Annotated in this window: 24 protein-coding genes and 1 tRNA gene; 12 read left to right on the plus strand and 13 right to left on the minus strand. The window is 71.7% G+C overall.

Annotated features, from left to right (window positions below):
• Positions 1 to 2: 2 nt before the first annotated feature.
• Both BJY14_RS25010 and BJY14_RS25015 read right to left on the minus strand, forming a co-directional pair.
• On the minus strand, positions 3 to 1,544 hold the full coding sequence (locus BJY14_RS25010) for a hypothetical protein (protein WP_179845852.1): 1,542 nt from the start codon (positions 1,542 to 1,544) through the stop codon (positions 3 to 5).
• 258 nt (positions 1,545 to 1,802) lie between these two features.
• Entirely contained in the window at positions 1,803 to 2,870 is a 1,068-nt protein-coding gene (locus BJY14_RS25015; RefSeq protein ID WP_246396082.1) for a hypothetical protein, read from the minus strand.
• Between the two features lie 356 nt (positions 2,871 to 3,226).
• Here BJY14_RS25015 and BJY14_RS25020 point away from each other — a divergent pair, with 356 nt between their 5' ends.
• The 4 genes from BJY14_RS25020 to BJY14_RS25035 are packed head-to-tail and all read left to right on the plus strand — an operon-like array spanning position 3,227 to position 6,232.
• Entirely contained in the window at positions 3,227 to 3,598 is a 372-nt protein-coding gene (locus tag BJY14_RS25020; RefSeq protein ID WP_179845854.1) for an NADH-quinone oxidoreductase subunit A, read from the plus strand.
• A 27-nt stretch (positions 3,599 to 3,625) separates the two neighbouring features.
• Positions 3,626 to 4,723 (plus strand): NADH-quinone oxidoreductase subunit B, encoded by a 1,098-nt coding sequence (locus BJY14_RS47970; RefSeq protein WP_179845855.1) that lies wholly within the window; start codon positions 3,626 to 3,628, stop codon positions 4,721 to 4,723.
• A complete protein-coding gene (locus BJY14_RS25030; protein WP_179845856.1) occupies positions 4,720 to 5,286 on the plus strand; it encodes an NADH-quinone oxidoreductase subunit C in 567 nt (188 codons plus the stop codon). Before BJY14_RS47970 ends, BJY14_RS25030 begins: the two co-directional genes overlap by 4 nt.
• A complete protein-coding gene (locus BJY14_RS25035; protein WP_179845857.1) occupies positions 5,279 to 6,232 on the plus strand; it encodes a complex I subunit 1/NuoH family protein in 954 nt (317 codons plus the stop codon). The genes BJY14_RS25030 and BJY14_RS25035 overlap by 8 nt, the downstream gene beginning before the upstream one ends.
• Before the next feature lie 20 nt (positions 6,233 to 6,252).
• On the opposite strand, the gene BJY14_RS25040 is transcribed toward BJY14_RS25035, so the two are convergent.
• Positions 6,253 to 6,927, minus strand: coding sequence for a ComEA family DNA-binding protein (locus BJY14_RS25040; RefSeq protein ID WP_179845858.1), 675 nt, complete (start codon positions 6,925 to 6,927; stop codon positions 6,253 to 6,255).
• Positions 6,928 to 7,194: 267 nt separating this feature from the next.
• Here BJY14_RS25040 and BJY14_RS25045 point away from each other — a divergent pair, with 267 nt between their 5' ends.
• The 7 genes from BJY14_RS25045 to htpX all read left to right on the plus strand — a co-directional run bounded on the left by BJY14_RS25045 (position 7,195) and on the right by htpX (position 14,559).
• Positions 7,195 to 7,770, plus strand: coding sequence for a NuoI/complex I 23 kDa subunit family protein (locus tag BJY14_RS25045; protein ID WP_179845859.1), 576 nt, complete (start codon positions 7,195 to 7,197; stop codon positions 7,768 to 7,770).
• Positions 7,767 to 8,360 carry an NADH-quinone oxidoreductase subunit J family protein gene (locus BJY14_RS25050; RefSeq protein ID WP_179845860.1) on the plus strand — a complete coding sequence of 198 codons (594 nt, stop codon included), beginning with the start codon at positions 7,767 to 7,769 and terminating at the stop codon, positions 8,358 to 8,360. The genes BJY14_RS25045 and BJY14_RS25050 overlap by 4 nt, the downstream gene beginning before the upstream one ends.
• Positions 8,360 to 8,761, plus strand: a complete 402-nt coding sequence (gene nuoK / locus BJY14_RS25055; protein ID WP_179845861.1) for an NADH-quinone oxidoreductase subunit NuoK — start codon at positions 8,360 to 8,362, stop codon at positions 8,759 to 8,761. Before BJY14_RS25050 ends, nuoK begins: the two co-directional genes overlap by 1 nt.
• Positions 8,758 to 10,638 carry an NADH-quinone oxidoreductase subunit 5 family protein gene (locus BJY14_RS25060; RefSeq protein ID WP_179845862.1) on the plus strand — a complete coding sequence of 627 codons (1,881 nt, stop codon included), beginning with the start codon at positions 8,758 to 8,760 and terminating at the stop codon, positions 10,636 to 10,638. Before nuoK ends, BJY14_RS25060 begins: the two co-directional genes overlap by 4 nt.
• Positions 10,635 to 12,143, plus strand: coding sequence for a complex I subunit 4 family protein (locus BJY14_RS25065; protein WP_312879395.1), 1,509 nt, complete (start codon positions 10,635 to 10,637; stop codon positions 12,141 to 12,143). The genes BJY14_RS25060 and BJY14_RS25065 overlap by 4 nt, the downstream gene beginning before the upstream one ends.
• Positions 12,143 to 13,627 (plus strand): NADH-quinone oxidoreductase subunit N, encoded by a 1,485-nt coding sequence (locus BJY14_RS25070; RefSeq protein WP_179845863.1) that lies wholly within the window; start codon positions 12,143 to 12,145, stop codon positions 13,625 to 13,627. Before BJY14_RS25065 ends, BJY14_RS25070 begins: the two co-directional genes overlap by 1 nt.
• Before the next feature lie 77 nt (positions 13,628 to 13,704).
• Complete coding sequence (gene htpX, locus BJY14_RS25075) at positions 13,705 to 14,559, plus strand: zinc metalloprotease HtpX (protein WP_179845864.1); 855 nt, start codon at positions 13,705 to 13,707, stop codon at positions 14,557 to 14,559.
• Positions 14,560 to 14,654: 95 nt separating this feature from the next.
• Here the strand turns inward: htpX and BJY14_RS25080 are convergent, their stop codons facing one another.
• Positions 14,655 to 15,143 carry a YajQ family cyclic di-GMP-binding protein gene (locus BJY14_RS25080; RefSeq protein ID WP_179845865.1) on the minus strand — a complete coding sequence of 163 codons (489 nt, stop codon included), beginning with the start codon at positions 15,141 to 15,143 and terminating at the stop codon, positions 14,655 to 14,657.
• A gap of 127 nt (positions 15,144 to 15,270) precedes the next feature.
• Here BJY14_RS25080 and BJY14_RS25085 point away from each other — a divergent pair.
• Positions 15,271 to 15,352: transfer RNA gene (locus tag BJY14_RS25085), tRNA-Tyr, on the plus strand.
• Positions 15,353 to 15,492: 140 nt separating this feature from the next.
• Here BJY14_RS25085 and BJY14_RS25090 read toward each other — a convergent pair.
• From BJY14_RS25090 to BJY14_RS25130, 9 genes are all read right to left on the minus strand, one after another.
• Positions 15,493 to 16,857, minus strand: coding sequence for a tyrosine-type recombinase/integrase (locus tag BJY14_RS25090; RefSeq protein ID WP_179845866.1), 1,365 nt, complete (start codon positions 16,855 to 16,857; stop codon positions 15,493 to 15,495).
• Between the two features lies 1 nt (position 16,858).
• Positions 16,859 to 17,071: a helix-turn-helix transcriptional regulator gene (locus BJY14_RS25095; RefSeq protein WP_179845867.1), complete on the minus strand. Its 213-nt coding sequence runs from the start codon at positions 17,069 to 17,071 to the stop codon at positions 16,859 to 16,861.
• 236 nt (positions 17,072 to 17,307) lie between these two features.
• Complete coding sequence (locus BJY14_RS25100) at positions 17,308 to 19,287, minus strand: DUF3987 domain-containing protein (RefSeq protein WP_179845868.1); 1,980 nt, start codon at positions 19,285 to 19,287, stop codon at positions 17,308 to 17,310.
• Complete coding sequence (locus BJY14_RS25105) at positions 19,284 to 19,640, minus strand: hypothetical protein (RefSeq protein WP_179845869.1); 357 nt, start codon at positions 19,638 to 19,640, stop codon at positions 19,284 to 19,286. The genes BJY14_RS25100 and BJY14_RS25105 overlap by 4 nt, the downstream gene beginning before the upstream one ends.
• 304 nt (positions 19,641 to 19,944) lie before the next feature.
• Positions 19,945 to 21,951, minus strand: coding sequence for a hypothetical protein (locus BJY14_RS25110; RefSeq protein WP_179845870.1), 2,007 nt, complete (start codon positions 21,949 to 21,951; stop codon positions 19,945 to 19,947).
• On the minus strand, positions 21,951 to 22,313 hold the full coding sequence (locus BJY14_RS25115; protein WP_179845871.1) for a TraA-like protein: 363 nt from the start codon (positions 22,311 to 22,313) through the stop codon (positions 21,951 to 21,953). The genes BJY14_RS25110 and BJY14_RS25115 overlap by 1 nt, the downstream gene beginning before the upstream one ends.
• The gene (locus tag BJY14_RS25120) at positions 22,310 to 22,612 is read right to left on the minus strand and encodes a hypothetical protein (RefSeq protein ID WP_179845872.1); all 303 of its coding nucleotides are present in this window, start codon (positions 22,610 to 22,612) and stop codon (positions 22,310 to 22,312) included. The genes BJY14_RS25115 and BJY14_RS25120 overlap by 4 nt, the downstream gene beginning before the upstream one ends.
• Entirely contained in the window at positions 22,609 to 22,881 is a 273-nt protein-coding gene (locus BJY14_RS25125) for a hypothetical protein (protein ID WP_179845873.1), read from the minus strand. The genes BJY14_RS25120 and BJY14_RS25125 overlap by 4 nt, the downstream gene beginning before the upstream one ends.
• Entirely contained in the window at positions 22,878 to 23,684 is an 807-nt protein-coding gene (locus BJY14_RS25130; RefSeq protein WP_179845874.1) for a DUF2637 domain-containing protein, read from the minus strand. The genes BJY14_RS25125 and BJY14_RS25130 overlap by 4 nt, the downstream gene beginning before the upstream one ends.
• Between the last annotated feature and the right edge of the window lie 6 nt (positions 23,685 to 23,690).

Here is a 23,690-nt window from a genome sequence, read left to right on the forward strand (position 1 = left end):
GTTCACGGTGTCCCTGGTGTCTGGGATGTGGCGATTTCCGGCCGCTCCGAGCGCTTGACGGACGGCTCGCCCGACACGGTCGGGCCCGGCGTGCCCTGAGCCGCCTTCATCACCGCCTTGCGCTCGCGGTCGACGCGGGCGAGGAGTTTCGGCACGTCGGCGACGTCGACGGCCTCGCCGACGACGCGCGCCTTCGCCTCGTAGGGGTAGGAGCCGGGGTTGTCGAGCGCGGCGCGCATCCAGTGCCGCCACAGCTTGCTGGTCACGGTGCAGCGCAGGACGAGCGACCGGTTGGCCGGGACCGGTCCCGACCCCGTGCACGTCCCGAGCGGCTCGCCCTTGGACGAGATCGCCGCCCGCAGCGCCGCGCGCGCGCCGTCCGGCACCGTCGCGGGTTCGGTGAGCGTGGCGGGCATGTTCACCGTGCATCCGCTGGTGTTCTGCTCGCAGTTGCTGAACGCCAGCTTCCCCGGAGTGAAGCGCAGGCCGGGATCGGCCGCCCCGCCGAGCCGGGCCACCCGCGGACGCAACTCGGCGAACAGCGGCGCCGGGGTCGCCACGGGCGCGACGGTGAAGCGCTGCGCCGCCCGCCCGTCCGGCCGCACCGCCAGCAGCCGGTACGGGGCCTCCGCCGTGAGCACGTACTCCGCGCCGGACGCCTTGACCTTGAAGGCGCGGACGCCGTTCACGTTCTCCGTGGGCGGATTCGCCGGGGCCTTTCTCAGCGCCTTGGCGATCGCCTTGGGGCCGAGGACGTCCGGGACGTCGAAACCGGGCATCGACGCCGGCGCCTTGGCCCAGCGTCCCGCGTAGTACTCCGGATGCGCGACGCCGCTCGCGTAGGTCTGCCAGAACGCCGTCCCGGCCCTGACGTAGGTGACGCCGCTGATCGCGACGACCTCCGCCGTCAGCATGCCCGCGGCGAGGGTGCCGCTCGCCGCGCCCGCCGGCGTCACGCGCAACCGGGCCTGGACGGGCCGGCCGTTGATCGTCAGGGTGCCGTCGTAGCGCAGGCCCGTCCCGGAGGTGAGGGCCTGGCCCGCCGCGACCGTCCACGCCGGGGGCGGGGCCGCCGCGGCCGCCTTCGGCTCCTTCTTCGGGGGCTCCTCGCCACCGGTGAGCGCCACGGCCGCCACCGCGCCGACCACGAGCACGACGGCCGCCGCCCCGGCGACGGCCACCACGCGCCGGCTCCGAGGCCCGCGCTGCCGTCCCGGGGCGCCCGGCGGGACCGGACCACTCGGCGAGAACGCCGCTCCCGGCTCGCCCTGGAAACCCGCGCCGGGCGGAGCGGCGGAGTCGGGCCCCGGGGGGACGAAGGAGGGCGTGCCACGCGGATCGGTGGGGGTCGCGCCCGGGTCGGCCGCGTGAGCCGCGTCAGGACCGGCGGGGGAGTCCGCCCCGGGCGGGGCTTGGCCGCCGGCGACGCGGACGTCCCCGGGGTGGGGACCCTGCGGGACGGGGGCGCCCTGCTGCGGGCGGCCGTCCGGGGACGGGGGGCGGGAAGAGGCCGTCGGTGACGGCTCGTCCTGTTCAGCGCTCACTCGGGGCTCACTCTGCTCACTTCCGGGGCCAGGTACCGGCCCGACCGTCAGACACAAAGCAAGGGATCATGGAGGCGTCCCCCGGTGGGTGCCGACGGGCTCGAAAACGTTCCGGGGGGAAGGGCGGCCGCCGGGCCCTGGAGGGGCCGTCCACCAAGAGCATAAGGGTGCCCGGCGGCGCCCCTCCCCGGAAAGGAGGGGCGCCGCCGGGCACCCTTGCGGTCGCGGATCAGCGCGCGAGGCGCCTCACCTGCGGCGTCATTCGCTGTCGAGGCCGCTCTGCAGGCCGGACACCTCTTCGGAGGTGGCGCCGATCACCTTGTACTCCGCGTGCTTGTAGAAGGTGCCGCCGGTGGCCTTGGCCCAGCTCGTCCACGCGCTGCTGACGACCCGGCAGCTCGTCCACTGGGAGAGGCTGCTGGTGAGCGTGACGTGCGCGGTGCAGTTGCCGAGGTCACGGCCGGTCAGCGTGCCGGCGGTGAGCCGGAACCGGACGTCGATCGTGACGGGCTTCTCCACGTCGTACGGCGGCCGGATCTTGGCCTCGACCGTGCAGCCGGAGTTGCCGTTGCAGTTGCCCTTCTTCCACTCGTCGACCGTCGGCTTCGACGTGGCGTTGAAGGAGTCCTTCAGCTCGCCCATGCTGGTGCGCATGTCCGAGATGAGGGAGGAGGCGTCGCCGGAGTCCTTCGGGGTGACGTCCAGCGTGACCCGCGGCGTGGTCGCCTCGTAGCGGATCAGCTCGGCGTCGTCGTCGTCGGTGATGTAGAGCGTGGAGGAGAAGGTGCTGAACTTGAGCGCCTTCTTGCCCATCCACGTCGTCTCGATCGGCTTGACCCGCGACAGCCGGGCCGAGCGGATCTTGCTCGCCAGCGCCGTCGGCGACAGCTGCTCCTTGAAGTCGAGGTCGAGCTCGTCGGCGCTCAGCCGGCCCCACTGCTCACCCGAGGTGAGGTAGTAGGGGGTCTCGGTGGAGGAGATCTGCCGCGTCCAGTAGGACTTGTCGCCCTTCACGAAGAGCTTGCCGTCGGCCGACAGCACGGTGACCTGGTCGGTGTTCCAGGTGACGGGCCCCATCGCGCGGCCGCCCTTGGTGACGTTCAGCTCGCCGCGCAGCGTCTCGCTGCCGCCGAAGGTGCCCTTCAGCGTGACCGCCTTGGCCGCGTCCATGTTGGTCGCGGCCGCGGTCAGCTTCTCCTCGGGGGACTTGCCGCCGCCCTTGGCCACCACGAACACGACGACCGCGATGATCACAAGGAGCAGGACGCCGCCGCCGACGAGGCCGATCACCAGGCCGCCGCCACCGCCGCGCCTCGGCGGCGGCATCGGCGGGCCCATCGGGCCGCCGGGGGGCGGGGGGAAGAAGGGGGGTGGTGTTCCGGGGCCTCCGAAGCCGCCGGGCGGGGGCGGCCCGCCCGGGCCGCCGGGTCCGCCGGGACCGGGCCCGCCCGGGCCCGCTGGCGGCGGCGGAGGCGGCCAGGAGGCCCCACCCGGGGATTCCCAGCCCGGGGGAGGCGGGGGGTTGCTCATCCGGTCACGTCCTTCCAGGTCAAAACCGACCCATGCGAACCTAGTGTGCAGCAAGAGCATGACATTGTGATCCTCCAGGGTGGAGGTAGGACGTCACACTCCTCGCCGCTGCTTCGCGAGATACTGGATGTGACGCACGCGAGGAGGATCTGGTGCATAACTATTTCGACACATATGTCGTTCTGGTCGTGTTGCTCCTCGTGGGCGCCGGGATCGTCGGGGGAGCGCTCGCGGCGAACCGGCTGCTGCGCCCCCATCGTCCCACGGTCGAGAAACTGACGACGTACGAGTGCGGCGTCGACCCGGTCGGCGAGGGCTGGGCCCACTCCTACGTGCGCTATTACGTCTTCGCCTACCTCTACGTGGTGTTCGCCGTGGACGCGGTGTTCCTCTTCCCCTGGGCGACCGTCTTCTCCGCCCCCGGCTACGGGGCGACGACGCTCGGCGAGATGTTCGTCTTCCTGGCGTTCCTGGCCGCGGGGCTCGCATACGCGGGCAAGAAGGGCGTCCTGTCCTGGGTCTGACCCCCCGGGCGCTGTAACAATGGCGTCGTGGGCACCATCGATCTTCCCCCGCCGAGCGTCGGGCCGCTGTCGCGGCTCGCGCCCAAGCCGATCAGGTTCGTGCTCAACTGGGGCCGCCGCTACTCGCTCTGGGTCTTCAACTTCGGCCTGGCCTGCTGCGCCATCGAGTTCATCGCGACGTCCATGAGCCGGCACGACTTCATCCGGCTCGGCGTCATCCCGTTCGCGCCCGGCCCGCGCCAGGCCGACCTGATGGTCGTCTCCGGCACCGTCAGCGACAAGATGGCCCCCGCGGTGCGCCGCCTCTACGAGCAGATGCCCGAACCCAAGTACGTCATCTCCTTCGGCGCCTGCTCCAACTGCGGCGGCCCCTACTGGGACTCCTACTGCGTGACCAAGGGCGTCGACCAGATCATCCCGGTGGACGTCTACGTGCCCGGCTGCCCGCCCCGCCCGGAGGCGCTGCTGCAGGGCATCGTCCACCTCCAGGAGAAGATCGCGGCCGAGTCGCTCGGCGACCGCTACGGCGGGAACGGCGGAGCGGAGCCCGTCACCCCGCCCCCGGCGCCGCGTCCGTTCCCGGCCACCGTCCTGCGCCGCCCGCTCCAGCCGCCGCCCGCGCCCGACCGGCACGAGACCTTCGAGCACTGGAACAGCCTGGAGGACGGCGGCGGGGAGGCCGGGGCCCCGAAGGGCGAGGCCCCGGGAGACGCGGCGGCGGAGAACGAGACGCTGCCCGTCCAGCACCTCGGCGAAACGGGGGCCGCGGCCGAGGGCGCACCGGAGCGCGAGGCGCCACCCGTCAAGCCGACCGACACGACCCAGCCTGTCCGGCATCTCCATGAGGCCGAGGCCGCGGGGACGCCGGCGCCCGCCCCCGAGCAGCCCGTCGATCCGACCGACATCACCCAGCCCGTCCGGCACCTCGCCGAGCCCGAGCCCGAGCCCGAGTCCGAGCCGGGACCGACGGACACCACGCAGCCCGTGCACATGGTCGAAGACCACTACGTCACCGCGCCCGTCCCGATAGTGGAGGACGACGACGCGGACCCGTCGCACGATCCCTCGATCATCCCGGGGCTGGTGGACGACGACCACGACGACCAGATCGGACGTGACCGATGAGTCCCCACTCCCCGGGAGCGGAACTCGCGGACGCCTGGACGGGACGCTTCGGCGACGAGGTCACCACCGAGGAGACCTTCGGCGGGCTGGCCGTCGGGGTGTCGCCCGAACTCTGGGTGGAGGCGCTCACCTTCGCCCGCGACGAGCTGGCCTGCGGCTTCTTCGACTGGCTGACCGGCGTGGACGAGCTGGAGGAGGGCTTCGCGGTCGTCGTGCACGTGTACTCGCTGGAGCGCCGCCACCATCTGCTGGTCCGTACGCGCGTGACGAAGCGGGCGCCCGTGCTGGCGACGGCGACGAGCGTCTACCGGGGCGCCGGGTGGCACGAGCGGGAGACGTCGGAGATGTTCGGCATCCTGTTCGAGGGCCACCCGAACCTCGTCCCGCTGCTCCTGCCGGACGGGTTCGAGGGCCACCCGCTGCGCAAGGACTTCGTGCTCGCCGCCCGCGTCGCCAAGCCGTGGCCGGGCGCCAAGGAACCGGGCGAGTCGGGGCACGGCGCGCCGAGCCGCCGCCGCGTCCGTCCCCCGGGGGTCCCGGAGGGCTGGGGGCCCCATGCTTGAGGTCGTGGTCAAGCTGGTGCTGGTCGCGGGCGCGTTCGCGGTGCTTCCGCTGCTGGTGGGGCAGGCCGAGCACAAGGTGATGGCGCACATGCAGGGCCGCCTCGGCCCCATGTACGCGGGCGGGTTCCACGGCTGGGCGCAGCTCGTCGCCGACGGCGTCAAGTTCGCGCAGAAGGAGGACGTGGTCCCGCGCGACGCCGACCGGTGGGTGTTCAAGCTGGCGCCGGGCGTGGCGATCGTCCCGTACCTGCTGGTCCTGCTGGTGATCCCGGTCGGGCCCGGCGGGCAGGTCGCGCTCGACCTCGGCCCGGGGGTGTTCTTCGCGCTCGCCGTGATGGGCGTCGGCGTGATCGGCGCGATCATGGCGGGCTGGGCGAGCGCGAACAAGTACTCGCTGCTCGGCGGGATGCGGGTCGCGGCCCAGCTGATGTCCTACGAGCTGCCGATGGTGTTCGCGGCGTCGTCGGTGGCGATGGCGGCGGGGACGCTGTCGCTGCAGGGCGTCGTGGAGGAGTGGCGCTGGTGGTGGCTGCCGTGGCAGGCGGTCGGCGGCGTGGTCTTCTTCGTCGCGGGCCTGGCGGAGCTGCGGCGCCCGCCGTTCGACATGCCGGTCGCCGACTCGGAGATCATCTTCGGCCCGTACACGGAGTACGGCGGGCTGCGGTTCGCGCTGTTCATCCTCGCCGAGTACGCGGGGATCGTCGTGCTGTGCGCGCTGACGGCCGTGCTGTTCCTCGGCGGGTGGAAGGGCCCGTTCCTGAACACCGAGCTGGGCTGGCTCTGGACGCTGCTGAAGGTCGCCGTGCTGGCGTTCTGCGTGATCTGGCTGCGGGTCAGCTACCCGCGCATGCGCGAGGACCAGCTGCAGAAGCTCGCCTGGGCGTGGCTCGTCCCGCTGTCACTGGCCCAGCTCGCGCTGACCGGCGTCCTCAGGGTCGCCCTCTGAGCGCCGGCGGCGCCCGGACGTCACCTGAGGAAGATCGTGAAGTCGGCCAGCTGGGGGAGGACGTCCGGCGGGACGTCGGCGTCCACGGCCATCTCCTCGACGGAGACGAACCCGCCCGTCTCCCCGCGGCGGCGGACGATCCGGTCGGCGATCTCCGGGGTCATGCCGGGCAGCGCCTCCAGGATCTCGCGGGGCACGTGGTTGACGTCCACCAGCCCGCCGTCGTCGTAGGCGCGCGGCGAGTCGGGGCGGCCGATGCGCAGCTCGCGGGCGAGCGCCGGGTCCTCGGCGGCGAGCGCGCGGGCCTGCTCGCGCAGCGACCGCCGGTACTTGGCGACCTCGATCGCGTGCTCGTTGAGCGCGTGGCCGGGGTTCTCGCGGGGGAAGACGGACGACCGGACGGCGAACGCGTGCCCCGTCCCGGCGATCCACAGCAGGAGCATCATGAACGAGCCGAAGACGAGGAAGAACGGGTTGCCGGACTGGAGCATCATGAGCACGGCCGCCGTGCCGGCGCCGTAGCCCGCGGCGGTGCCCCCGAGCGCCAGGGACCGCCGCCGGACGGCCGCGTACAGGAACGAGAGCGGCGTCCCGAAGCCGAGAGTGACGAAGGGCACGAAAGCCCACAGGACGCCGCGGGCGGTCTGCGGAGTGATCGCCGGGACGGGCGACGGCAGAGGCGGCTGCGGGGGCATGGGCGGACCCGGGTACGGGGGACGCCAACCGGCCGCCGCGGGCGGACGCCGCGGAGGCGGCGCCGGGTACCGGAACGGGGGACGAGGCTGGTCGGACGTCGGCCGAGCGGCATGCTCGGGCTCGGGATCGTAGGGGCGCTCCGCGTGATGACCCACATGCCCTCCCCGGCCGCAACCCTGCTCTCTGGCACACGACCTATACCTCGTTGGACGAACGCGGAACCCGCCGCGTTCCCCCCGCGCCGATCGTGCGCAATCATGGGGCGCGTGGGACGGCTACCAGGAGGCGGGCTGGCCAAGGGGCTGGCGGTCACGTTGCGGACGATGACGCGGCGGTCCATAACGCGCCAGTACCCCGAAGTGCAACCGGATCTGGCGCCGCGCAGCAGGGGCGTCATCGCGCTGTTCGAGGAGAACTGCACGGTGTGCATGCTGTGCGCCCGTGAGTGTCCCGACTGGTGCATCTACATCGATTCGCACAAGGAGACGCTCCCGGCCGAGGGCGGCGGACGCCCCCGGACGCGCAACGTCCTCGACCGGTTCGCGATCGACTTCGCGCTGTGCATGTACTGCGGCATCTGCATCGAGGTGTGCCCGTTCGACGCGCTGTTCTGGTCGCCGGAGTTCGAGTACGCCGAGTACGACATCGCCGAGCTGACGCACGAGAAGGAACGCCTGCGGGAGTGGATGTGGACCGTCCCTCCGCCGCAGGCGCACGACCCGGCCGCCGAGCCGCCCAAGGAGGTGGCCGCTGCGGAGAAGGCCGCCGCGCGGGCCGCCCGGTCTCCCGGCACGGGTTCGCCCCGGACGGGTCCGCCCGGCGAGCCGGGGGAGCGCGGATGAGCGGCCAGGAGATCGTGTTCACGCTGCTCGGCGTGGTGGCGGTCGGCTCCGCGATCCTCGTCGTCACGACGCGGCAGCTCGTCCACGCGGCGCTGTGGCTGGTGGTGTCGTTCGGCGCGCTCGCGGGCGGCTACCTCGTCCTCACCGCGGAGTTCGTCGCCTGGGTGCAGGTCCTCATCTACGTCGGCGCCGTCGTGGTGCTGCTGCTGTTCGGGGTCATGCTGACGCGGGCGCCGATCGGGGAGTCCGCCGACCTGGACTCGGGGAACCGGTGGGCCGCGCTGGCCGTCGCCGCCGCCACGGCCGCCGTCCTGGTCACGGTGATGGTCATGGGGTTCGGCGACGCGCGGACTCCGCTGCGCGCGGGCGGCGGATCGGCGGAAGAGCTCGGCGGCGCCGTGTTCCGGACGTGGGTGCTGCCCTTCGAGGTCCTGTCGGTGCTGCTGCTCGCCTCGCTGGTCGGCGCGATCGTCCTGTCGCGGTCGGACATCCGGGCCCGCCCGGCCGCGGCGGCCAAGCCGAACGCGAAGCCCGAAGCCAAGCCGAACGCCAAGCCGGACGCGAAGCCGGACGGGAAGGGCGACGCCTGATGCATCTCGCCTACCCGACGGTGGTCGCCGCCCTGCTGTTCTCCGTCGGGGTGTACGGGGTGCTGGCGCGCCGCAACGCGATCCTCGTCCTGATGTCGGTCGAGCTGATGCTGAACGCGGTGAACCTCAACCTCGTCACGTTCGACGTCTGGTACCGGGACCGGCTCCACGGCGGCCAGGTCCTCACGCTGTTCACCATCGTGATCGCCGCGGCGGAGATCGGGCTCGGCCTCGCGATCGTGCTGCTGGTGTTCCGCAACCGGCAGATGATCGACGTCGACCGGCTGCGCGCCCTCGCCGAGGAGGCGCCGGACGCGGCGCCCCGTCCGGCCGAAGGCGGAACCGCGGACCGGGAAGCCGGCGCCGAACCGGCACCCGAGCCCGAGGAGGCGTCGCCGTGATCTGGCTCGCGTCGTTCGTCGCGCTGCCGCCGTTCCTCGCAGCGTTCGCCGGGATGCTGTCCGGCCCGTCCCTGACGCGGCTGCTGCGCGGCGCCCCCGCGGGCTCGCCGCCCGGCGCCGGCTCGCCGCTGCGCAACGGCCCGGCGCTGATCGCGTGCGCGCCGGTCGCGGTGTCGCTCGTCCTGTCGGCGATCGTCGCGGTCGCCGTCTGGCGGGACCCGGGGACGCGCACCGGCGCGCTCACGCTGGTCGACACCGGGTCGGTGCCGATCAGCGTCGGGCTCCAGGTGGACGGCCTGGCCGCGGTCGTCGGCCTCATGGTGTGCTGCGTGGCGCTCGCCGTCCAGGTGTTCTCGGTCGCGTACATGTCCGGGGACCGGCGGTACTCCTCCTACGCCGCGTTCATCTCGCTGTTCACGTCCGCGATGCTGCTGGTCGTCTACTCCGGCGACCTGATCGTCCTGTACGTGGGCTGGGAGGTCATGGGCATCTGCTCGTACTTCCTGATCGGGCACCACTGGGAGGAGCGGTCCAGCTCGCGGGCGGCGGTCAAGGCGTTCCTCGTCACGCGGCTCGGCGACGTCGGCTTCCTCCTCGGCGTGATCGTGCTCGGCGTCGGCGCCGGGACGTTCCAGATCGACCGGATCGTCCGGACGGCCGGCGACCTCCCGCAGTCCACCGCGACGGCGGCCGCGCTGCTGCTCCTCGCCGGCGTCGCGGGCAAGAGCGCCCAGTTCCCGCTGCACACCTGGCTCCCGGACGCGATGGCGGGCCCCACCCCGATCAGCGCCCTCATCCACGCGGCGACGATGGTCGCGGCGGGGATCTACGTCGTGGCGCGCCTGTACGGGGTGTTCCTCGCCGCCCCGACCGCGCTCGCCGTGCTCGGCGTCGTCGCCGTGGTGTCCATGGTCGGTTCGGCGTGCGCGGCCCTCGCCCAGGACGACCTGAAACGCGTCCTGGCGTACTCCACGATCAGCCAGCTCGCCGTCATGGCCGCGGGGCTCGCGGTGGGCGCGGAATCGGCGGCGGTCTTCCACCTGCTCACGCACGCGGCGTTCAAGGCGCTGCTGTTCCTGGCCGCCGGGTGCGTCATCGTGACCGCAGGGTCGAACATGCTCGCCCACTACGGCGGCCTCCGGCGCGGCATGCCCCTCACCTTCTGGTCGATGACCGTGGGTTTCGCCGCCCTCGCCGGTGTCCCGCCGTTCAGCGGATGGTTCAGCAAGGACGCCGTCATAGAGGCCGCCCAGCACGCCGCCCTGCATGGCGGCGAGGTCACATCGGGCGGGATCGCGTGGCTGGTCTATGTCGGATTGCTCGTCACGGTCGTCTTGACGGCCGCCTATGCGATGCGTGCGTGGTTGATGACGTTCTTCGGTGAGCGGCGCGGAACCTACGAAGTCCGCGATCCGGCACGGATCCTGACGTGGACCGTGGTGGCGCTGGCCGTCCCCGCCGCGATCCTCGGATTCTTCGGCCTCGGGGCTCCGGAGCTGCGGCCCCAACTCGGGGCCTCGCTGCTCAGCGTCCTGCTGCTCGCCGTGGGCGCGGGTGGGGCGTTCCTTGCCTGGAACCGCGACCCGGCGTTGGATCCCGCGCGCGCGCTCGGGCCCGTCCGGACTGTCTTCGCGCGGGCCTTCTTCGTGGACGAACTCTATGCGGTGGTCATCGTCCGGCCCGTCCAGGCTCTGGCGCGTCACGTCGTCCAGTTCGACCAGCGCCGCGTGGACGCCACCGTCCTCGGCACCGGACGGGCCGCGGCCCGGCTCGGCGGCCTGGTCAGATTCGTCCAGAACGGGAACCCGCAGACCTACCTCACCGGCCTGCTCGCCGGTGTCGCCCTCATCGCGGCCGCGGTGGTGATCTTCCAGTGATCTTCGTGCTGATGATGGCGATCCCGCTGCTCGGGGCGCTGGCGATGCTCGTCCCGGCGAACCGGTTCCTGCGCACCGGCTTCGCCGTCCGCGCCTTCGGGACGGCCGTGTCCGCCGCGACCCTCCTCGTCGCGATCTCGGCCATGACGGCGTTCGACTTCGGCGACACGTCCCGCATGCAGCTGGAGGTCGACCGGGCCTGGGCGCCCGCCGTCGGCCTGCGGTTCCACCTCGGCGTCGACGGGATCTCGCTGCCGCTCGTCGTGCTGACCGCCCTCCTGACGTTCCTGTGCTTCCTCTACACGCTGCGGCACCCACCGGAAGGCGGCCGGATCCGGCTGCTGACCGCGCTGCTGCTCGTCCTGGAGGTCGGGATGCTCGGCACCTTCGTCGCGCTCGACCTCGTGCTGTTCTTCGTGTTCTTCGAGACCGTCCTGGTCCCCATGTACGTGGTGATCATGCTGTGGGGCGGGACGGGACGCCGCGCCGCCGCCACGAAGTTCATCCTCTACACGCTCCTCGGCTCCGGGCTCCTGCTCGCCGGGATGCTGCTCGTCGGCGCCGAGGCCGGCACGCTCGACATGACCGACCTCGCCGCCCGGCACGGGTCCGGCCTCTCGCACGGCCTCCAGGTCACGGCGTTCGCCCTGATGGGGATCGGGTTCGCGGTCAAGGCGCCGATGTGGCCGCTGCACACCTGGCTGCCGGACGCGCACACCGAGGCCCCCACCGTCGGGTCCGTCCTGCTGGCCGGGGTGCTGCTCAAGATGGGCACCTACGGCCTCGTCCGCGTCGCGCTCCCGCTCGCCCCGGACGGCGCGCGGGTCTGGGCGCCGTGGCTCGGCCTCCTCGCCGTCATCGGGATCGTCTACGGCGCGCTCGCCTGCCTCGCCCAGCGCGACCTCAAACGGATGATCGCCTACTCGTCCGTCGGGCACATGGGGTTCGTCCTGCTCGGCATCGCGACCCTCACGCCCGTCGGCGTCAACGCCGCCCTGTTCGGCAACATCGCGCACGGCCTGATCACCGGCCTGCTGTTCTTCCTCGCCGGCGCGGTCAAGGAACGCTGGGACACCGCCGACATGAACGCCCTCGGCGGCGGCATGCTCAGCACGTCCCCGCGGCTGGCCTCCATCCTGACCTTCGCGGCCGTGGCGTCCCTCGGGCTCCCCGGCCTCGCCGGGTTCTGGGGCGAGGTGCTCGCGCTGATCGGCGCGTACCGGCCGCACGCCGACCTGCCCCGCGAGACGTTCGTGACGTTCATGGCCGTCGCCGCGCTCGGCACCGTCCTCACCGCCGCCTACTTCCTGCGGATGCTCGCCAGGCTCACCCACGGGCCGTCCGACGGCGTCGCCGTCCCCCGCGGACCGGTCGCACGGGTCTCCCTCCAGGAGTACGCCGCCTGGGTGCCGCTGATCGCGCTGACGCTGCTGGTCGGCCTCTGGCCGAAGACCCTGCTGGACGTGACCACGGGTCCGGTCCGCGCGCTGTTCGGAGGCGGCTGATGATCCAGGACATCGACTACGCGGCGGTCGCGCCGCCCCTGATCCTCGCCGTCGCCGCGATCGTGCTGCTGCTCGCCGACGCCTTCGACGCGCCCCGCCGCGTCCTGTCCCGGCTGTCCGGCGGGTCGCTCGCCGCCGCGCTCGCCGCCGTGGCCGCGCTCGCCGCCGGGGACCGCCGCGCCACCTTCTGCCTGCCGGACGGCCTGCGCTCCGGCGGCCCCGCCTCCTGCTCCTACGTCGCCGACGACTTCACCCTGCTGTTCCAGGGGATCATCCTCGGCGCCGCCGTCATCGTCGTGCTGCTGTCCCTCCAGGAGATCACCGACTCGAAGATCCCGGTGGGGGAGTACCACTTCCTGCTGCTCGCCGCCGTCATCGGCGCCCTCACCCTGGTCGCGGCCCGCGACCTCATCCTCCTGGTCGTCGCCCTGGAGACCCTCTCCCTGCCGGTGTTCGCGCTGTCCGCGCTGCGCCGCTACGACGGGACGTCCTCCGAGGCCGCGCTGAAACTGTTCCTCGTCTCCGTCGTGTCCACCGCGGTCATGCTGTTCGGCATCAGCCTCGTGTACGGCGCGACCGGTGCCATGCACCTGGACCGGATCGCGCCCGCCCTCGCCCGGCTTCCCGCCGACCTCGACCCCGTCGCCGCGCTGGGCTCCGTGCTCGTCCTCGCCGGGTTCGCGTTCAAGGTCGCCGCCGTCCCGTTCCACTTCTGGGCCCCGGACGTCTACCAGGGCTCCCCGCTGCCCGTCGCCGCGTTCCTCGCCGTCGTCTCCAAGGCCGCCGGGTTCGCCGGGCTCGCGATCGTCCTCGCCCTGGGCCTGCCCGCCTACGGGCACGTGTGGGGCCCCGTCGTCGCCGTCCTGGCCGCGCTCACCATGACCCTCGGGAACCTCGCCGCGCTCCGCCAGCGGACCGCGATCCGCCTACTCGCCTGGTCGTCGGTGGCCCAGTCCGGCTACATGCTCGCGCCCCTCGCGGTCGGCTCGCACCGCCTCCCGGAGGCCGTCGCCGCCACCACCGCCTACGTCGCCCTCTACGCCGTCATGAACATCGGCGCGTTCGCCGTCGTGATCGGCTTCCACCGCCGCGGCACCACGAAACGCTGGGACACCCTCGACGACTACCGCGGCCTCGCCCACCGCAGCCCCGCCGTCGCCACCGCCCTCGCCTTCTTCCTCATCTGCCTCGCCGGCCTGCCCCCCGGCGTCATGGGGCTGTTCGCGAAGGTCGTCGTGTTCCGTGCCACACTCGCCGGCGGCGTCACCTGGCTCGCCGTCGTCATGGCGATCAACACGGTGATCGGCCTCTACTACTACCTCGCGTGGGCGGTCCGCCTCTTCACCCCGTCCGCCACCAGCGAGGACTACGACGCGGCGCCCGGCCTCGGCGTCCGCGTCGCCATCACCGCGGCGGCCGCCGGCGCGGTCGTGCTGTCGGCCGCGCCGCAGATCGTCCTGCGGACGATCGCGCTGGCCACCTGACTGGGGAAACGTTTGGGAACGTTCCCCCAGGTCAAACCGTTGATGTTCATGCCGGAGTCGACGGGGAGGCAACGCAGGTGCAGTTCAACGGCGTCAAGACGGCAGCATTGATCGCTGCGCTGTCGGCACTGATGCTGGTCGCCGGCTGGACGTTCGGCGGCGGGGCCGGTCTGACGATCGCGCTGGTCATCGCCCTCGGAACCAACGGCGTCGCGTACTTCTTCAGCGACCGGATCGCGCTGCGCTCGATGCGCGCCCACCCGGTCGGCGAGGTCGAGGCGCCGCTGCTCTACCGGCTCGTCCGGGAGCTGTCGACCTCGGCCCGCCAGCCCATGCCGCGCCTGTACGTCTCCGAGACCCGCCAGCCCAACGCGTTCGCGACCGGCCGCAACCCGCGCAACGCCGCCGTCTGCTGCACCCGCGGCATCCTCCAGATGCTGGACGAGCGCGAACTGCGCGCCGTCCTCGGCCACGAGCTGTCCCACGTCTACAACCGCGACATCCTCATCTCGTCCGTCGCCGCCGCGATCGCCACCGTCATCACCTACCTGTCCCACCTGGCGATCTTCCTGCCGATCGGGCGCTCCGAGGACGACGACGGCCCCGGCATCCTCGGAGCCCTCCTCATGCTGATCCTCGGCCCGGTCGCGGCCGCGGTCGTCCAGATGGCCATCAGCCGGACCCGCGAGTACTCCGCCGATGCCGCCGGCGCCCGCCTCACCGGCGACCCGCTGGCCCTGGCCTCCGCCCTCCGCAAGATCGACGCAGGCACCCGCGCGCTCCCCCTGCCGCAGGACCCCGAGCTCGCCACCACCAGCTCCCTGATGATCGCCAACCCGTTCCAGGGCGCCGGCATCGGCAAGCTGTTCTCCACCCACCCCCCGACCGCCGACCGCATCGCCCGCCTGGAACGCATGGCCGGCCGCCGCTAGATTCGACCGAACCACTCCGGACGCCGCCGCGTCATAACACACAAGAGCGCGCCGGCCACTTCTGCGGGGGATGGGGCCGGCGCGCTCCCCTCGTCCTACCGGTAGTTGATGAACTGCAGCGCGACCTCGAGGTCCTTGCCCTTCAGCAAAGCGATGATCTGCTGGAGGTCGTCCTTCTTCTTCGAGCTGACGCGCAGCTCGTCCCCCTGGATCTGGGCCTTCACACCCTTCGGCCCCTCATCCCGGATGATCTTGCCGATCTTCTTCGCGTCCTCCTGGGCGATGCCCTCCTTCAGGCCCACGCCCAGCTTGTACACCTTGCCCGACAGCTTCGGCTCACCCGCGTCGATCGCCTTCAACGAGATCCCCCGCTTGACGAGCTTGTCCTTCAGCACGTCCAGCACGGCGTTCGCCCGCTCCTCGGTGTTCGCCTGGATCTCGATCGACTCCCCGGACCACTTGATCCCCGCGTCCACGTTCCGGAAGTCGAACCGGGTCGCCACCTCCTTGGCGGCCTGGTTCACCGCGTTGTCGACCTCCTGCCGGTCGAGCTTCGACACGATGTCAAACGACGAGTCGGCCATCGCCCACACATCCCCTCAGCAGCAGCATCACGATCTACAGAGCGTATCGACTCCCCACGCCCCGCACGCCCCGCCTCGATGTCACACCCACCCCGACGGTCCGCTATCCTTTCCAGCGAAACACCACGGCGGGTTGCCCGAGTGGCCAATGGGAGCGGACTGTAAATCCGTCGGCTTAGCCTACGCAGGTTCGAACCCTGCACCCGCCACACCACACAGAACAGCCCCTGACCAGCATCAACGCGGTCAGGGGCTGTTCTCGTCGCTTCCCGGTGAGTCCCGACTCCTACCGGCGATTGCCGGGTGTTCACGGGACAGTGACGGGACAAGCTTTGCGGCCGTGGCCTCCCTAGTCGTCCTTGAGAGCGTCCTCAATGCGGCCATTCCACATCTGCTCATGACCGTCGATGCACCCGGCGTAGACCCGTAGCAGGACATCGACGCCATGGCCGGCGCGGCGGGCGACCTCGGGCGCCGGGACGCCGGCGTTCAGGGCGAGCGTGACGCCGCTATGGCGGAGGTCGTAGGGCCGTCCAGCCAGAGGAGAGGCCACCTGTCCGGGTGTGAGCGCCAAGTCGCGGGCGACCTGCCAGACGCGCCCGTACACGCTCTCCGAGAGCGGCCCACCGCGCCCACCGGAGAACAGCCGGCCATCCGGCGCCGTCCCGTGCTCGGCCAGGTGATGACGCAGCAGCCGGACGAGCTCGGGCGGAATCGGCACGGGCCGAGCGACCTTCTTCGCCCGGTGCTTCAACTGCCGTTCCTCGTGGCTCGTCCCGGTGTCCGTCCACTCCGACCCGACGCGGGGCGAGTTGCCGCTGAGCAAGAGCTGGCCCCATCCCTCGTCGGGCAGGTTGATGCAGTCGCTCTTACGCAGGACTTTGGCCTCACCGGGCCGCATGTAGGCGTAGTACAGGCAGCCGTAGAACGCGGTGAGCTCGGGCCGCTTGTCCTCGATCGCGGCCAGGAGCGCCCGGACCTGGCGGGGCCGCGCCACCACGTTGCGGTTGACCTCCTCGGCGATGGCCGGGGCCTTCCAGGCCACGCGGTCGATGGGGTTCGCCGGCAAGATGTCGAGCTCTACGGCGTAGTTCAACGTGCCGTAGAAGATCGCTCGCTTCCGGGCGACGGTCTTCGCCGCGGCGGGCGTGCCGTCCATCTTGAGCGCGATCGTGTCTAGCGCCGAGCGGATGAGTTGGGACCGCTGGTCTTTCTCGTTGAGCGTGACGACCTTCAACGAGTTGTCCTGTAGCCACTTGAGCGCAGCGGCCTCCTTGCCGGTGAGCTTGGTCGTCTCTCGGCGGACCTTGTGGAAGGCCCAGCCGTACAGTGCGGCGCGTAGAACCTTGTCGTCAGGCTTCCCGCGCTTCGAGGCCACCAAGACCGGCGTGACGGTCGCGAGGGCATCGGCGATGCCCGTCCGGGACTTGGCCGCGGCGTGCGGCCACTTGAGATCCACGAACCGGCACGCGAGGTCGAACCACGTGACCGCGAGTTGGGCCCGGACCATGGACTCCGGAAGACCCGTCTCCGTGTCGAATCCCTCGCCTCTCCTTGCGGCCTGCATGAGCTTGGACCGGTAGCTGTCGGCCAACGCCCGTTCGGTGAACCATTTCGAGGATTCCCTGCCGTTGACCGTCCAACGGACGCCGTGACCGCGCTTGCGATTCTTCCTGGCCAGCCCCCAAAAGCTGACGTCGTGGGAATAGGCCACTTCAGACCGCCCCCGCGACCTCGGTGCGCGTCGAGAGCCACGCGTCGAGGTCGTCACGGTGGACGCGAATGCGTCCGTTCGGCAGCTTGATGCACTTGGGGGCGGTGCCGAGCGTTCGCCAGGTGTCGAAGGTGCTCCGGGACACACGAAGCTCGTCGAGCACTTCGGCGAGCGTGAGCAGGTTGGACGGCGCGGCGAGATTCCGAGCGGCCATGCTGGGCCCTTCTGGACGTGATCGGTTGGACGGTGCCGGCGGCGGGCTTGGTGGCTTGTGCGCCGGGCGACGGAGCGTGAGGCGAGTCGAGGGCCGAGGGGGTGCGCGGGGACGGGGGACACGGGGACAGAAGGCGACACAAGGACTTGCGTCGGCTTCTGTCACCCTGTCCCGGCGTCCCGGTCGCGAGATCTGCGCCGGGAGCGGTAACGGCCCGTAACGGCGTCCGAGGCGAGTCACCGGAAGTCCTCCGACAGGTCGGGGTGGGTCTCGTAGCCCGGTGAGGTGGGCCGTCCTCCCGTCCGTGTGCCGGGTACCTGGCGAATCCAGCCGTGGGTTTGCAGCACACGCAGGACCGGTTCCAGGTCGGCGACCTTCCGGGCGCGATTCTTGAGCGGGCCGCGCATGAGGTCGCGGGCAGTGAATCGGGCGGTTTCGGTGCGGCGTGCCCAGTCCAGAACGGTGCGGGCATGGTTGACGGCAGGGTCGGCGCCGATGGCGTCATAAGCCGCTTGGGCGTGCGCGGTGAAGTACTCGCCGAGCTGGCAGGCTTCCCGGAACGTGGCGAGGTCGATCGGGCGCCCGTACCCGTCGCGCAAGTGCTTCGCCAGATGAAGAAGGGCGGCAATGCGCACGACGGCGCCGACCAGCTTGCCACCCCAATCGGTCATGTGGGCCAGGTCGCCGCTACCCGGGCGAAAGCGCGGCTCGGTTGCCTCCAACAGGTCGATGACGGCCTCTTGTGCTTCGCCGGTGAACGTCAGGGCGACAGGTTCGCCGTCCGGGTCGCCGAACCTGCGCAGCGACAGGACGAGATCGGTAAGCGTCCGCTCGTAGGCGTGGGCGGCGTGCGCGGGGATTGGGGCGGGACGGGCGTTGCGGTGGCCGAGCATGGATTCCGGCATGGTGATCAGCAGGCGTCCGAGCAAGCCCTGTTCACGGAATTCGGGGGTGTCACCGAGCCCGGCCAGCACGCCGGGTTGCAGGCACACGCCGATGGTCAGGGCGGCGGCGTCGATGCGCTCGGACGAGCGGCCCACGCGCTCGATGCGCATTTCCTCGCCGGCGTGCCCGGACAGGAAGACGCCGATGTCCGGGGAACCGGAGTAGCGGCCACCGGCGATCGAGAACAGCTTGCCGCCCTCGGGCGCCATGACGGCGTATCGGCCGTTCTGTTCGGCCAGTCGTGAGGTGACCTTCTCAACGGTCGAGTCGTTCCCGCCGAAGAGCGCGGGCTCGGCGGGCACCGTGGCGTTGTCGAGAGCCATCCGCGCGGCGGACGCGTCGGCGCGCCGGTCGAGACTGTCCGGGTGGTCGGTGGCGGCTTTCTCCGAACGCTCGGCCTCGGCCTCAGCGACCTTGCGGGCAATGGTCGCCTCGGCGATGAGCGGCGCGGCCAGGTCGGTGAGGATGCCCTCGGCGGCCCGGATGGGGCCGGTCATGGCCTTGTAGACCTCGGACTTCCGGTTCCCGGGCGGCAGGACCATGACCAAGAACAGGTTCACCGGCTCCGACCATGCCCCCGCGCTCACCGTCACGTTGCCGGCGGCGGCCACGGCGAGCGCGGCCAGGGCGAGACACCCGGCCAGATCTACCGGCGTCTGGGTGACGTCGGCGACGCCAGCGGCGTACTCGGCGGCCCAGTCCGGAAGGCACCAAATGGGGAACGTCGGCAGGTCGGGCGCGGTCGAGAGCGGCGTTGGGTCGGGCCAGCCGCGCCGGTCGGCGCCGGTCACGGCGGCGACCTCGGCGGCCACTTGCGCGCGCAGCTCGGCGGCGTCGCCCTCGGCGACGGTGGCGAGCTGGACGAGCCGGGTACCGGTCTCGGCGACGGTGCGGGCGTATGCCAGGTCCCGCACCATGTGAGCCCAGTAGACGGCGTTCGCCGCGGTCGGGACACGGCTGATCAGCGTGTGGAGGTACGGGCCACCGCCGAGCTTGGCCAGTTGGCGGGCGCCGATGTGCGCACCGACCGAGAGCGGGTCGGCGGGCGCGCCACGGTCGGCCAGCGCGCACACCGCGTCCCAGATCTGAGCGTGCGCGGGCCGGTAGAAGTCGGCGCCGTCCAGCAGCGGCCGGACCTCGGCGAGCGCGGTCGGCGAGAGCATCACCCCGCCGAGGACGTATTGCTCGGCGTCGATGCTGTGCGGTGTCGCGTCGAGGTCGGCGCCGGCGGGCGCGCTGTCGACCACACGCAACGATGCGGGCTTGGTCATGCGGCGTCCTCGGTGAAGATGATCAGGCCCTCGGGGGTCAGGACGAACTCGTGTCCGTGCTCGCAGAGCCACAGGTCGCCCGGAGTCTCGGGGGCGAGCGCGGCCCAGCAGGTGACGACGGTGCGGCAGTGCGGGCAGTCGGGGCCGTCCAGCACGGGCCAGTGGGTGACGGGGATGAACCAGTCGGTGGGGCAGGCGCGGCAGCGCCAGACGTTGACCTCGTCGCCCTCGGCGAAAGTGGCGGGCCCAATCCATGCCACGTCGGCGGAGCGGCGGCAGGTGGGGCAGTCGGGGGCGGCCAGCACGGGCCATTGCTCGACCGGCGGGAACGGGACTTGGTTCGGTGTCATCATGGAGTGACCTCCTTCTAGGGACCTGGCGGTTCCGTGATCGGTTGGAGGTGCGGCCCTCGGCGGCGTGCTTGGTGGCTTGTGCGCCGAGGGCCGCTTTGCCTCCTGGTGCGGGCGGTGTTGCACCTGGCGTTGCGGGCGGGCGGGGGTTTGGGGGTTGGTTGCCTGTTCGGCGGGGGTGCAACGCGGGTGTTGCGCCCCTGTGTTGCAGGGGTGTTGCACCTCCCGCGTTGCACCCGTTGCACCATGATCAACTTCGCGCGGCGCGCTGCCTGCGCGCAGCCGTGCGGGTGCGCGTGCGCGCGGGTCAGGCGGCGTCGGAGACGGCGAGCAGCAGGTGACGTTGGGCGTCGTCGTCGTAGCCGAGCACGCCCTGTTCGCGTAGGCGGCGGATCTGGTTCTGTGCCCACTGGCGGGACAGGCCGGCGCCGGTCCACACCTCGGACAGGTCGGCGGTGGTGAAGTCCTCGCGGCCCTCGGCGGCCCATGCGGCGATGCGCTCACGCAGCGCCTGGCGCGCCTCGGCGGCGGTCATGGTCGGCTCGGGCCGGGTGAACTCCCATTCCTCGTCGTCGGGGTCGTCCTCGATCGGATCGTCCATGCCGGCGGTCATGGTCGGGTCGGGGTCCTCGGTGGTCAGCTCGTCGGCAGCCGACCAACCCTCGTCCGCGTCGCCTTCGGCGTCGTCGCGGGCGTCGTCCGTGGGGCCGGGCTCGCCGACCGGGCGAGCGCCCGTGGTGCCGGTGGCGTTGCCGGTGATGGCGGCGGTGAACTCGTCCACCGTCTTGCCGGTGGCGGGCCACTCGGCAGCGTGGGCGGCTATGGCGGCGGTGTCGGGCTTCCCGCTGGCGTCGAGCCATGCGAAGGTGCGCAGCGGCATCGCGATGCGCTCGATGGGGATGCCGGGGGCGTCGAGGTAGGCCATACCGGGCTGGGACGATCCCCACAGTTCCGGGCGGGCCCCGGCGTCCTCCTGAGCCTCGGACAGGCCGAACGCGGCGTCATGGGAGTTGGCGACTCCGAAGCACATGTTGGCCAGCTGGCCGCGGGCGATGGTGGGCATCTGCGTCCAGTCCGAACGCTGCAAGCTCATGACGATGGTTCCGCCGGCGGACCGGACGGCCTTGAGCAGTCGGAGGAAGGTCTCCATGCCCTTGTCGCCGAGGGCGTCGCCGATGTCGGGGAACTCCTCCAGCCACAGCACCCAGTAGGCCAGCCCGCATCCGGGCTCCCAGTTGACGTATCCGCGCGCCGAGAGCCAGTCGGTACGGGGCTTGAGCTGCGCTTCGATGTCGCTGATCAGGGACCGCACACCCTGTTTGGTGGTTTCGAAGCGGTGCAGGGCGGGGCGGAGCGGTCCGAGGGTCTGCTCTCCCTTGGTGATGTCGGCGGCGAACACCGCCACGTCCGTGCGGGTGATGATCTCGGCGAGGTAGTCCCAGGCACCGCCGATGGACTTGCCGGAGCCGGTCTTGCCCATGAACTGGCGGTGGCTTCCGGGGATGGTGTCGGCGACGTCGTCGCCGTCCTGCCAGACGCCGGGGCGGACCGGTTCGGCGATCGAGCCGCCGGGCCGGGACGGTCCGGGCCAGGGGATCGGGGCGCGCATGATGCGCGGGTCGGACAAGGTGACCTTGGCGCGGTCGGCGCGGTCGGTGTCGGCGGCCACCGACAGGGTGCCGGGTGGCAGGCCCATGGCGCCCTCGATGTGCTCGGTCTTCTTCTGCACGTCGCCCACGGTCTTCTGTCCGGCGGGCAGCGCCATGGCGGCCTCGATCTTGCGTTCACCGGCCTTGACGGTGGCCATGCGGGCGCCGTCCAGGCCGGTGCTGTCCTTGCCTTGGTCGAACAGGAACGCCAGCGGATCGGTAACGCCGGACAGGCCGGTCTTGGCGCGGATCACGGTCCGGATGTTCCAGCCGGTGCAGACGGTCACGCCACCGGCCAGGAAGAACCAGGTCACCACCGGCTGACCGATCCCGGCGACCGAGCATGAGGTGACCCACATCCCGGTCGTGAACGTGGTGACGGTGGCGGAGCCTCGGCCGAGGATGCCGCGGGTGTGGGAGACCAGCCACGTCACCCCGGACAGGACTCCCGTCCCGAGGGTGAGGCCGATGGCCGACCATGCGACGCCGGGACCGGTGCCCCACAGGGTGTGGGCGGCGTGCCCGATTCCGGCGACGACCGGCCAGATCAGCCACGGCGGGGCGAGCGTGGCGAGTTTGGAGGCTTGGGCGGCCTTGAACCGGTCCCACGAGGCGTCGTCCACGGTGGCCAGTTGCGTGCTCTTGAGCGTGTTCTTGGCAGCCATCAGGCGTCGTCCTTGAAGTCGAACTTGGGCTTGCGCTTGGGCGGGTTGAGGATGTCGGCGAACTCGGTGCGGAACTGGTTGTGGAACTTCACCGTTTCCACCGCCGCGCCCTTGGCGTGCTCGGACGCGCGCCGCAGGCGGTTGCGCACCCGGCGGGCGCGAATCTTGACGTCCACGCCGAACAAGGCCGGGTGCCCCTTCTGGGAGGCCACCAGGGCGCCGTAGACCTCATCGGCGGCCATCTCGAACTCCATGGACAGGTCCCGGCAGATCGACCGGGACGCCTGGCTGTAAGCGGTGATCGACTTGGCCCCGGTGAACTCGATGTTCCCCAACTCCGTGACGCGCCTGCCGGTACTCAACGGCTTTCCTCCTTGGTCTCGATATCGGTCCTGGGGTCGTCCAGGGGGTGGTCGTCGGGGTCGTCGATGACCTCGGCGTCGATGGCGCCGGCGCGTCCGGCGCGGTATTCGTCGGCGATCAGGTGGCCCAGGCGTGTCGCCGAGGCCGGGGGCGTGCCGAGGGCGGCCGAGGCGAGCGCGGCCACCGCACCGGCCAGCAGTCGGGCCACAGCCCACAGACCGCGCAGGACGGCGCACAGTGCGTCCAGCGCGGCGCCGGGACGGGCGCGGTTCGGGCGGGGCGGGTAGTCCAGCGTCATCGCCGCGGCCTCCACTCCAGCAGGGGCCGAAGGTGCGGCAACCGCTTGACGGTCACCAGCACCCCGAGGGCGAACACGAACACCAGCACCCCCGCGGCGGTCGCGGTGCCGGTCGGCAGGTGCGCCAGGTGCAGGGCGAACAGGTACACCGCGCCACCGGTCGAACCGGCCAGCATGAACCGATCAGCGAACGCCAGCCGGTAGCCCGGACGCGTCCGACGGGTACGCCGGACCGGGCGGGGGTTGGGCGCGGGGGTACGGGTGGTCATGACAGGACCTCCTTGCCTGCCGTCGCGGTCACCGGGGTACGGGCGGCGGAGTCGAGGGACGCGAGGTACTCGCGGACCTGGGATGCCTTGGTCTGACCGCACCGAAGCGTGGACTTGATCCGGCGGATCGAGGGCACCTGTCCGGCGGCGATCTCTTCGGAGAACACCGCCACGGCGCGCACCTCGGCGGGGTCGCCGCTCGGACGGGTACGCCGCGCCGGGCGCACCTCAGCGGACATGGGTACACGCGCGCCGGACGTGGCGGGTACGGCCGGAGACGACGCCTCGGGTACGGCCGTGGACGCGCCCTCGGCGAGTGCGGGCACGGGTACGGGGGCCGACTCGGGTACGGGCTGGGGCGGATCGGCGTCATCACCGACGCGGTATGCCGCCTCGGCCACGTCGCCGGACTCGGGCTCGGCCTCGGCCGACTGGCGGCCGCGCCGGATCATGCCCATGAGCAACTCGACAACCAGAATGAGCGTGATGGCCGGCCACGCGCCGACGACGGCGCCGACCGGGCCATGGGCCAGCCCGTGCAGCACGTTCACCGCGACCGTTGCCGCGATGCCCAGAGCGAGCGCCACGCGCGCCAGCATCGGCGCGCGGTCACCGCGCCGGGCGGCGTCCAGCAGGACCATGGACGCGGTGAACACGAGCCCGTCCACCGTCAACGGCGTCAGGTAGGCGGTCACCCCGGACTCGCCGTTGTCGCGGACGACTTCCAGCGCGTGCCGGAACGAGACCACCGCGGCGATACCGCCGATGCCCACCACCGTGGCGGCGGTGCTGGCACGAATCACCCGATC

It is taken from the genome of Actinomadura luteofluorescens (assembly GCF_013409365.1).
In the GTDB taxonomy this organism is placed as follows: Bacteria; Actinomycetota; Actinomycetes; order Streptosporangiales; family Streptosporangiaceae; genus Spirillospora; species Spirillospora luteofluorescens.